This window comes from Vibrio sp. R11-SG3-ISO3-SZ (assembly GCF_059834345.1).
In genome coordinates this window covers 1-10574 of the sequence record NZ_JCBDGX010000074.1, presented here as the reverse complement: position 1 = coordinate 10574, position 10574 = coordinate 1, and the positions used below count along the sequence as shown (strand labels likewise).

9 protein-coding genes and 1 pseudogene are annotated in these 10574 nt (G+C 51.7%); 5 read left to right on the top strand and 5 right to left on the bottom strand.

Going from position 1 to position 10574, the window contains the following annotated elements:
• From frdA to frdD, 4 genes are all read left to right on the top strand, one after another.
• Positions 1 to 1765: fumarate reductase (quinol) flavoprotein subunit (gene frdA / locus AC6R1O_RS09555; protein WP_500656923.1), on the top strand; the 1765-nt coding region annotated here is incomplete at its 5' end.
• Entirely contained in the window at positions 1765 to 2523 is a 759-nt protein-coding gene (locus tag AC6R1O_RS09550; RefSeq protein ID WP_334555672.1) for a succinate dehydrogenase/fumarate reductase iron-sulfur subunit, read from the top strand. The genes frdA and AC6R1O_RS09550, both read left to right, overlap by 1 nt.
• Positions 2524 to 2525: 2 nt before the next feature.
• Positions 2526 to 2909, top strand: coding sequence for a fumarate reductase subunit FrdC (gene frdC / locus AC6R1O_RS09545; protein WP_487902571.1), 384 nt, complete (start codon positions 2526 to 2528; stop codon positions 2907 to 2909).
• Positions 2910 to 2921: 12 nt separating this feature from the next.
• Positions 2922 to 3299 carry a fumarate reductase subunit FrdD gene (gene frdD / locus AC6R1O_RS09540; RefSeq protein ID WP_334555674.1) on the top strand — a complete coding sequence of 126 codons (378 nt, stop codon included), beginning with the start codon at positions 2922 to 2924 and terminating at the stop codon, positions 3297 to 3299.
• An 84-nt stretch (positions 3300 to 3383) separates the two neighbouring features.
• Here frdD and hslU read toward each other — a convergent pair.
• From hslU to priA, 5 genes and pseudogenes are all read right to left on the bottom strand, one after another.
• Positions 3384 to 4719, bottom strand: a pseudogene (gene hslU / locus AC6R1O_RS09535) (ATP-dependent protease ATPase subunit HslU).
• Positions 4720 to 4758: 39 nt separating this feature from the next.
• The gene (gene hslV / locus AC6R1O_RS09530; protein ID WP_487902569.1) at positions 4759 to 5301 is read right to left on the bottom strand and encodes an ATP-dependent protease subunit HslV; all 543 of its coding nucleotides are present in this window, start codon (positions 5299 to 5301) and stop codon (positions 4759 to 4761) included.
• A 140-nt stretch (positions 5302 to 5441) separates the two neighbouring features.
• Positions 5442 to 5987, bottom strand: a complete 546-nt coding sequence (locus tag AC6R1O_RS09525) for an SPOR domain-containing protein (protein WP_334555677.1) — start codon at positions 5985 to 5987, stop codon at positions 5442 to 5444.
• 150 nt (positions 5988 to 6137) lie between these two features.
• On the bottom strand, positions 6138 to 7145 hold the full coding sequence (gene cytR / locus AC6R1O_RS09520; protein ID WP_500656922.1) for a DNA-binding transcriptional regulator CytR: 1008 nt from the start codon (positions 7143 to 7145) through the stop codon (positions 6138 to 6140).
• Between the two features lie 350 nt (positions 7146 to 7495).
• Complete coding sequence (priA, locus tag AC6R1O_RS09515) at positions 7496 to 9697, bottom strand: primosomal protein N' (RefSeq protein ID WP_500633008.1); 2202 nt, start codon at positions 9695 to 9697, stop codon at positions 7496 to 7498.
• A gap of 325 nt (positions 9698 to 10022) precedes the next feature.
• Here priA and rpmE point away from each other — a divergent pair, with 325 nt between their 5' ends.
• The gene (rpmE, locus tag AC6R1O_RS09510; RefSeq protein WP_334555681.1) at positions 10023 to 10244 is read left to right on the top strand and encodes a 50S ribosomal protein L31; all 222 of its coding nucleotides are present in this window, start codon (positions 10023 to 10025) and stop codon (positions 10242 to 10244) included.
• Positions 10245 to 10574: the final 330 nt, after the last annotated feature.

The following is a 10574-nucleotide window of genomic DNA, read 5'->3' as shown; positions in this document are numbered from 1 at the left end:
CGCTGGTCTGAGAACTGCTATTGCAGCAGCTGAAGCAAATCCCGATTTAAACATCGCTTTGATTTCAAAAGTCTATCCTATGCGTTCCCACACGGTTGCTGCAGAAGGTGGATCAGCCGCAGTTATCAAGGATGAGGACAGCCTAGACAACCACTTCAACGATACCGTGGGTGGGGGTGACTGGCTTTGTGAACAGGATGTCGTTGAATACTTTGTTGAAAACGCCACGCGCGAAATGATCCAGATGGAGCAATGGGGTTGCCCGTGGAGTCGGAAAGAAAACGGCGAAGTCAACGTGCGCCGTTTTGGCGGTATGAAGGTCGAGCGAACCTGGTTTGCAGCGGATAAAACTGGCTTCCACATGCTGCACACCCTGTTCCAAACCTCGATGAAATACAACAACATCAACCGTTTTGATGAGTATTTTGTCGTTGACTTGTTGGTGGATGACGGTGAAGTGCAAGGTCTGATTGCCATTCATATGTCGGAAGGGGAACTGGTCACCATCAAAGCCAAGTCTGTGGTACTGGCCACGGGCGGTGCGGGTCGTGTGTATCACTGTAATACCAACGGCGGTATCGTGACAGGCGATGGCATGGCGATGGCGTATCGTCATGGTGTGCCACTGCGTGATATGGAGTTCGTGCAATACCACCCAACCGGTCTACCTGGTACCGGTATCCTCATGACCGAAGGTTGTCGTGGTGAAGGCGGGATCATCGTCAATAAAAACGGTTACCGCTACCTGCAAGATTACGGCATGGGACCAGAGACACCGGTGGGTCAGCCGAAGAACAAATACATGGAACTCGGGCCACGCGACAAAGTATCCCAAGCGTTCTGGCATGAGCAGCAAAAAGGCAACACCATCAAGCACCCACTCGGTGATGTGGTCCACCTTGATTTGCGCCACCTCGGTGAAGAGTACCTTCAAGAGCGCTTGCCGTTCATCTGTGAACTGGCCAAAGCCTACGTTAACGTCGACCCAGCCAAAGAGCCCATCCCAATTCGTCCAACGGTTCACTACACCATGGGCGGGATTGAAACCAATGGCCAGTGTGAAACACGCATCAAAGGCCTATTTGCGGTCGGTGAGTGTGCGTCTGTTGGTCTGCATGGCGCAAACCGCTTAGGTTCAAACTCCCTGGCTGAGTTTGTTGTGTTTGGCCGCGTGGCGGGCGAGCAAGCTGTGCAGCGCGCCGCCGAGTTCAAAGGTTGGAATGAAGCCGCGATTGACGCGCAAATCAAAGAGGTGGAAGCCCGTATTCAAGCCCTAATGAATCAAGAGGGTGACGAAAACTGGGCAGATATTCGCACGGAAATGGGCCACACCATGGAAGCGGGCTGCGGCATCTATCGTCAAGAAGATCTAATGCAAGCAACCATAGATAAAATCACCGAGCTCAAACAGCGCTACAAGCGTATTGGCATCAAGGACAAAGGTAAGGTGTTCAACACCGATCTGCTCTACGCCATCGAAGTGGGGTACGGCCTTGAAGTGGCGGAAGCCATGGTACATTCGGCGATTTTGCGTAAAGAGTCTCGCGGTGCCCACCAGCGTCTTGATGATGGCTGCACAGAGCGCGATGACGTGAACTTTCTTAAGCACTCCCTCGCCTTCTATCAAGCGGATGCAGCGCCAAGCATCGACTACAGTGATGTCACCATCACCAAGTCACAGCCGAAAGCACGCCTCTACGGTGAAGCCGCTGAAAAAGCCGCCGCACAAGAAGCCGCCGAGAAAAACGCAGAGGAGAAAGCCTAATGTCAGCCAACCGCATTCAAAAAGTCGACATTCTGCGTTATGACCCAGAAACCGACAACGAACCGCACTTTGAAACCTTCCAAGTGCCGTTTGATGAAACCATGTCCATCCTTGATGCAATTGGTTACGTCAAAGACAACTTAGACAAAGAGCTCTCTTACCGCTGGTCTTGCCGCATGGCGATTTGTGGCTCTTGCGGCATCATGGTCAATGGTGTGCCAAAACTGGCGTGTAAGAGCTTTCTGCGTGACTACCCAAATGGCGTCAAAATCGAGCCGTTGGCAAACTTCCCTATCGAAAAAGATTTGATTGTCGATATGACGCCATTCATTGAGCGTCTTGAAGCCATCAAGCCTTACATCATAGGAAACGACCGTAAACCCGAAGACGGCACTAACCTACAGACGCCTGAGCAAATGGCCAAATACAAGCAATTTGCTGGCTGCATCAACTGTGGTTTGTGTTACGCCGCCTGCCCTCAGTTTGGTCTTAATCCTGAGTTCATTGGCCCTGCGGCCCTCACCTTGGCGCATCGTTATAACCTCGACAGCCGCGACAACGGTAAGGCCGAGCGCATGGCGCTGATCAACGGTGACAATGGCGCATGGGGCTGTACCTTCGTCGGCTACTGCTCAGAAGTGTGTCCGAAGAGCGTGGATCCTGCGGCGGCGGTGAACCAAGGTAAAGTCGAATCCTCGATGGACTTCGTGATTGCCATGTTAAAGCCTGACGGCACACCTGCAAAAGAGGAGGCATAAGGATGAGTAACCGTAAACCTTACGTTCGTGAAGTGAAACGCACCTGGTGGAAAGATCATCCGTTTTACCGCTTCTACATGTTGCGTGAAGCAACGGTGTTGCCTTTGGTGCTGTTTACTCTGTTCCTCACCATCGGATTGGGTTCGCTGGTCAAAGGCCCAGAAGCGTGGCAAAGCTGGCTTGGCTTTATGGCAAACCCAGTGGTCATCGCCATCAACATTGTGGCGTTGGCTGGCAGTTTACTGCACGCCCAAACCTTCTTTAGCATGATGCCGCAAGTGATGCCGATTCGCTTAAAAGGCAAACCCGTTGATAAAAAGATCGTCGTTCTCACTCAGTGGGCAGCGGTGGCGTTTATCTCTCTCGTCGTCCTCGTGGTGGTGTAAGGAGCCGTAATCATGAATTCAAATTTCAACGTTAACAGAGCCCCTAAACGCAGTGATGAGCCAGTATGGTGGGGGCTATTTGGCGCTGGCGGCACCTGGTTCGCGATGATCACCCCTGTGACTATCTTAGTCTTAGGTGTGTTGGCCCCGCTGGGCATCATCAGCGCAGACGCATTGAGCTATGAGCGCGTGTCCGAGTTTGCCACCAGCATCATCGGTGCGCTGTTTATCATCGGCACACTGGCTCTACCCATGTGGCATGCCATGCACCGTGTCCATCACGGCATGCATGATCTTAAAATCCATGCGGGTGTCGTCGGCAAAATTGCCTGCTACTTCTTCGCAGCCCTTATCTCAGCGTTGGCGGTGATTTTTATCTTTATGATCTAAGCCTCCGTCTATTAAAAATAGAAAGCCCGCTCAACTGAGCGGGCTTTGTTTATCTTGTGCCTCGTTTGTGAGTGTCTATCGCACTTACAGAATAAAGCGGCTGAGATCTTCGTCTTCGACAAACTCACCCAAGCGCGCTTTCACGTATTGCGCATCAATCACCAACTTAGAGCCTGCCTTGTCGGTCGCTTCAAAGGAGATTTCATCCATCAAGCGCTCCATCACGGTGTGCAGACGGCGTGCACCGATGTTCTCGGTGGTTTCATTGACCGTCCATGCCGCTTCTGCAATCTGGGTGATGCCCTCTTCGGTGAACTCAATGTCAACGTCTTCGGTTTTCATCAACGCGCAGTATTGCTCGGTCAGTGATGCTTTGGGCTCCGTTAGGATGCGCTTAAAATCGTGGCTAGAGAGTGCCTCCAGCTCGACACGAATCGGTAGACGACCTTGTAGCTCTGGGATCAGATCCGATGGCTTCGCCACTTGGAAAGCGCCCGATGCAACAAACAGAATATGATCGGTTTTGACCATACCGTGTTTGGTCGAGACCGTGCTGCCTTCAATCAACGGCAGTAAGTCACGCTGTACGCCTTCACGAGATACATCTGGGCCAGAGCTTTCGCCGCGCTTACAGATTTTATCAATCTCATCGATAAACACGATGCCGTTGTTTTCGACGTTAAAGATCGCTTGTTCTTTGAGCTCTTCTTGATTGACCAGCTTCGCGGCTTCTTCTTCGGTCACCGCTTTGAACGCATCTTTAATTTTCAGCTTACGCTTCTTCTTAGTATCACCGGCTGAAGTTGGCGAACATGCCTTGAAGCTGATTGGTCATCTCCTCCATGCCAGGAGGCGCCATGATCTCGACGCCCATTTGCGGCGCAGCGACATCAATCTCAATCTCCTTGTCGTCAAGTTTGCCTTCACGGAGTTTTTTGCGGAACACTTGACGAGTATTCGACGAACTCTCGTCTTGCTGCTCATTCTGACCCCAAGCATCGCGTGCTGGCGGCAATAGCGCATCAAGAATGCGCTCCTCGGCTTGCTCCTCGGCGCGGAACTTCACTTTTTCCATCGCCTGTTGGTGCGTCATTTTGACCGCCACATCGGTCAAATCACGAATGATGGTCTCCACCTCTTTGCCCACGTAGCCCACTTCCGTGAACTTTGTGGCTTCAACTTTGATGAAGGGCGCATTGGCTAACTTGGCTAAGCGACGGGCAATTTCAGTTTTACCCACACCCGTTGGCCCTATCATCAGAATGTTCTTCGGTGTTACTTCGCTGCGCAAGCCTTCTTCTAGCTGCATACGACGCCAGCGGTTACGGAGCGCGATCGCCACAGAGCGTTTTGCGTTTTCTTGGCCAATGATGTGGCGATTCAGTTCGTGGACGATTTCGCGAGGAGTCATTTCAGACATAATTGAATTCCTTAAATGTAGTGACCACTATCTTGCTTTTTACTTCGCAGCGCTGTGCGGGATTTCTAGTTCTTCGATAGTGTGGTGATGGTTGGTGAACACACAGATATCACCCGCAATTTTGAGCGACTTTTCCGCGATGTCACGGGCGTCGAGTTCGGTGTTTTCGAGCAGCGCCGTCGCTGCCGCTTGCGCAAAGTTGCCCCCAGAACCAATCGCGATCAAATCGTTTTCTGGCTGCACCACATCACCATTACCGGTAATGATCAACGATGCCGTCTCATCAGCGACGGCCAACAAAGCTTCAAGCTTGCGCAGCGCACGGTCACTGCGCCAATCTTTGGCCAGCTCAACCGCCGCTTTGGTCAAATGACCTTGGTGCATTTGCAACTTACTTTCAAAACGTTCGAACAAGGTAAACGCGTCGGCAGTACCACCGGCAAATCCCGCAAGTACCTTGTTGTTGTACAAACGGCGAACTTTACGTGCGTTGCCTTTCATCACTGTGTTACCCAGCGATACTTGTCCATCACCAGCAATGACGACTTTGTTGTTACGACGTACGGATACAATGGTAGTCACGGTGGGGCCTCATACTTTATTCATTTGGATGTTAGTCTTTATATGAGGCTATGAAAAACAGAATTCAAGGGTAGAAAAGACATCGCCCCGACAAGAAGGCGGGGCGATGTTTTCACTTTGAACGCATTAGACGTCGGCGTTTATTGTGCTTCTTTCCAAATCGCACAAGGCTCGATTTTGGCGCGCTGTAACTTGTGCTTATCACGCTCTGCGTCACGCTTAAATTTGTATGGGCCAAGCACCACGCGATACCAACTGCTGTCTTCTTTTTTGCGAATTTTGCTGTTGATGCCTTGGAAAGCAATATCCAACTTACGCGCTTCAGCTTGCTGCGCGGTTTTGTACGCGCCGCACTGCATGATGTAGGGAATCTCAGACACCACCAGCTCTTTGGCTTTCACTTCCACTTCACGACTCGGCAACGACTCGACATAGTCCCATTTCTCTTCTGGCGGAGGAGGGAGAGTTTGGCTGCTTTTCGCTTTGGGTTTCGGGGTAGGCTTCGCGGGTTGAACCACCGGCGCAGGCGGCTCAGGGTCGCTACTGAGTAGATACAACCCATAACCGAACGCCGAGACCAAGACGATGGCCAACAAACCACTGCGCCACGGTTTCTTGCGGCGCGGGGCGGCTTTTTTAGTCGGCTTACGGCTACTGCCGCGCTTTACGTAATCTCTATTCGCCACAACTGATTATCAAACCATTTAATACAACTGCTCGCTATGTTAAAGCAGATTTGTGTGTGAGGACAGACCGGAATTGGAAGCGGCTCAGCAAAACTGGCCGCAAAGTGGCGCAGCCAGGGCGACCGGCGGCTCAATGACCGTTCAAGTCGTCTAGAGGACGCACGGCGGCGCGGCGCTATCTCGAATCACCAGTTCTGTTTCGAGCAGTCGAGAGCCGGCACGCACGTCGTGGCCACGGAGGATCTCAAGCATCATCAGCATCGCCTGACGCCCGATTTCATAACGCGGCTGAGAAATCGTCGTGAGTGGTGGATCGCAGTATTGCGCAAACTGAATGTCATCAAAACCCACAACCGATAGATCTTGTGGCACGCGAAGCCCAAGCTTTTTCGCTTCCTGAATCGCACCAATCGCCATCATATCATTGTGACAAAAAACCGCTGTCGGCGGCTCAGATAAGGCCAACAACTGACGAATCGCCTTCGCACCATCTTCAAATGTGAAGTTGCCTTCTGCGCAATAGTGTTCGTTCATCGTTAGGCCCGCGCGGCGCAACGCTTGTTGATAACCCTGGTGACGGAACTGACACAGTAGAGCACTCTCTGGCCCCGAAATCTGCGCGACACGGCGATGCCCCATCTGAGTCAGGTAGTTGACCGCTTCAAATGCGGAAGTGAGGTTATCAATATGCACGGTGGGCAACTCTAACTCAGGCGCAAATTCGCACGCCATGACCATCGGCGGCAGATTCTTTTGTTCTGCCTTGCTAACATCAAACGGTAAATCCGTACCGAGCAGCAGCATGCCATCGGCCTGCTTAGTGAATACCAAGTTCACAAAAGAGCTTTCACGCTTTCTTTGTTGGCCGCTGTCCCCAAGCAATACGATGTAACCGTGCTCCATAGCCGCATCTTCAATGCCACGAATGATTTCGGTGTAATAGGGATCGCAAATGTCTGGGATGATCGCGATGATGGTCTTTGATTCGTTTCTACGCAGATTGCGCGCCAGCGAGTTGGGTGAGTAGCCAGCTTCAAGCACCGCCTCTTCGACGCGTTTTCTCGTCGCAGAAGAGACTTTCTCGGGATTCATCAACGCCCGTGATACCGTCGCCGTCGACACTCCCGCAAGCTGGGCAACATCCTTCATTGTCGCCATAAGTTATTAACCCTCTTAATTAAAGATGTAGCGCTTTAGCCACCTAAACCTTGTTGCCTTGATCATAGCGTCTGGTGTGGTGATGACGGGGTCAATCCTGCACCGCTTATGATGATGGTAGGCTGATGCCCACTCTTATTGGCAGCGAAACGCAATCGTTTGGCTCTTGCCAAGGTTCGCTTCGCCTACCCCTTTCCAAACAACTAGTTTATTCATTTCGAAACAGAAAGTTACGGGATATTTAACAAAACCCGAACTATAAAAGAGAGCCAGATCACAAATAAATGAAAAAGAACGAAATCAGCTCACAGCGCCTATCGTCCCTGCCCTTATTTAAACTAATCGGCGTGTTAGCTCAAGTCTTGAGGCTCGATATCGACCGACCAACGGACCTTTTTCGCGCTCGGCAGCAACTCGATAGCCGGCTTAGCACTGGCCAGCAGCTTTTGCATTAACGAGCGCTGCTCGGTTTGCAGCAGTAATTGCCAACGGAACTTACCCGCACGTTTGGCAAGCGGGGCGGGTGTCGGGCCCAGCACCATGCAGCCGGAATCAAACAGAGGGTGGGATTCTAAAGTAAAGCGGACTTGGCGTAGGAACTCTTCCACCAGCTCAGATTGGTTCGCCTCCGCACGAAACAGCGTTAAAAACGAATACGGGGGCAACGCCGCCAGTTTTCGCTCTGCTAAGGCCACCTCAGCGAAGTCCCGATAACTCTTTTTCAACAGTGCTTGCAATAGGCTGTGCTCTGGGTGGTGGGTTTGCAACAACACTTCACCGGGTTTGCTGGCACGCCCCGCTCGGCCTGCCACCTGAATGAAGAGCTGGGCTAAACGCTCAGAGGCTCGAAAGTCGCTGCTGTAGAGTGAGCCATCGACATCCAACAGAGCCACCAGCGTCACATCCGGGAAATGGTGCCCTTTGGCGAGCATTTGCGTGCCGATCAGAATCTGATATTCACCGCGTCGAATGGCGCTTAACGCCTCTTCTAGGCTGCCTTTGCGCCGCGTGCTGTCGCGGTCAATACGAATGGTTTTCTGCTCTGGAAAGAGCGTATGCAGTTGTTTCTCTAGCTGCTCGGTTCCCACCCCAACAGTGACCAGTTGAGTGGAACCACACCCTTGGCACTGGTGGATCGTCGGCTGCTGAGAGCCACAGTGGTGACAGCGAATTTCGCTGCTGTGCTGATGGTAGGTGTAGTAGGCGTCGCAGCGCTTGCATTCCGCGATCCAGCCACATTCATGACACATCAGAGCCGGGGAAAAGCCGCGTCGATTTAAAAACAGCATCACCTGATTGCCTGCGTTGAGGTGCTTGCGCATTTGAGCGATCAGTGGCGCAGAGAGGCCCCCCTCTAAATAGAGCCCTTTGACGTCAATCACTTGATTGGTGGTGGGCACCGCACTGCCTGCTCGGCGAGACAAATGCAGATGATGATATTTGCCAGACAGCGCATTGTGCAGCGTTTCTAACGCGGGCGTTGCTGAACCAAGCACAATCGGGATCTGCTCTTTGTTGGCGCGCATGACCGCCACATCGCGCGCATGGTAGCGCAAGCTATCTTGCTGCTTGTAAGAGCTATCGTGCTCTTCATCGACAATAATAATGCCCAGATCAGCAAAAGGCGTCAGCAATGCAGATCGCGTCCCAATCACAATGCCGGCCACTTTATCGCGCGCGCACAACCAGGCATTGAGGCGCTCGGTGTCATTCAATCCAGAATGTACTACCTCAATCGGCACGTTAAAACGCTTTCGAAAGCGATTGATGGTTTGCGGCGTCAGACCGATTTCCGGCACCAACACCAAAGCCTGCTGACCCCGTTCGAGGACTGGCTTAATCATGTTGAGATATACCTCGGTTTTGCCTGAACCGGTCACCCCTTCGAGCAAAAAGCAGCCAAAACCGCTGAAACTGTTGACCGTCGCGATAGCGATTGCTTGCTCTTCATTCAGCTTTGGTTTCTCGACATCGGCTTCAATGTCAGTGCCCCACTTGGCAAAATGAGGCTTGCGCTCAATCGACTCAATCCAACCTTTGTCTGTCAACGTGCGCAGCACGCTTGTGCTGACCTCTTCATCAATAAAACGTTGGTGTGACGTCGGTCCGTGTTGCAGCATCTGCATCACTTTGGCTTGCTTAACCGCTCGGCCAAATCCATGCATCAATTGATCGCGTCCGGTTGGCGTCAGTTGCCATTCCACCACGGCGGTAAAGTCGGCCGGTTTTCCCTTACGCAGGGCGCTGGGCATCGCATTGGCTAAGGTGTCGCCAAGTGGATATTGGTAAAAGTGGCTGCACCAGTGCAACAAGGTATATAACGAGTCAGGCCAAACAGGTTGACTGTCGAGCACCTGCTTAATCGGCTTGATTTTGTCCATCGGCAGCGATGACTGCTGCACCAAGGCCGTCACGATACCGACTAAGGTTTGACGGCCAAAAGGCACAGACACGCGCCCACCAATCACTGGAAAAAGGTGTCCAGGGATTTGATAGTCAAACTGTTTATCTAGTGGTACGGGTAACGCGACTCGGGCGATGGTGGGTCTCATTCAGTCTTTCACTGCAGGTCGATGACGCGTTTAGTCTAAGGGAAAAGGCAGAGTGAGAAAAGCCAGCGCATCTCAGTGTCTGTATGAGGAGGCGCGGGTAACGCCACTTCGCGATAACATCCATGCGTCTCCCTCTCCTGCAGCGGCTAAAAAAGTAGCGATTTCTACCCCAAATCGGTTGATCCTAGGCGTACTATTCATTACTATATCGCGCCTTAGAGATATGGCTGCTCTGGCAGCGGTGTCCTAAATCCATTTTACATTAACTACGTGTGGTGTCCGGCTCTGAATCGGATAGCGACACGGCCTATATTGAGGTTACCCCATGAAAGCTGGAATCCACCCAGAATACAAAGCAGTAGCAGCAACTTGTTCTTGTGGCAACACATTTGAGTTCAAATCTACTCTAGACAAAGAATCAATCCACCTAGACGTATGTGACAAATGTCACCCATTCTACACTGGTAAGCAACGTATCGTTGATACTGGCGGCCGTGTAGATCGCTTTAACAAGCGTTTCGGTGCTCTATCAAGCGGTAAGAAGTAATTCCTTCTCGCGGATAGGAAAAAGGACGCTGCGGCGTCCTTTTTTGTTGCCAGAAATTTAGAGCAATTAACCTATTCACAGCAAAACCCGCAGTCATATCTCTTTCTATCTGGTCTAATCTCCAGTCGTTTCCCACATATTACCCTACTCGCTCGCATTCTGACCTAGGCAGCTTGACTCAGTTCCTCTAAAATGATTAACCCCCTTTGTGCTGAATCATTTTAACGAGTACCTATTTCTATGCCTGATGACCACCGTCAAGAACTCACCCCTGAAGAACAATTTCGCCAAAAAGCGCTCGACTACCATGCCTTTCCAAAACCAGGCAAG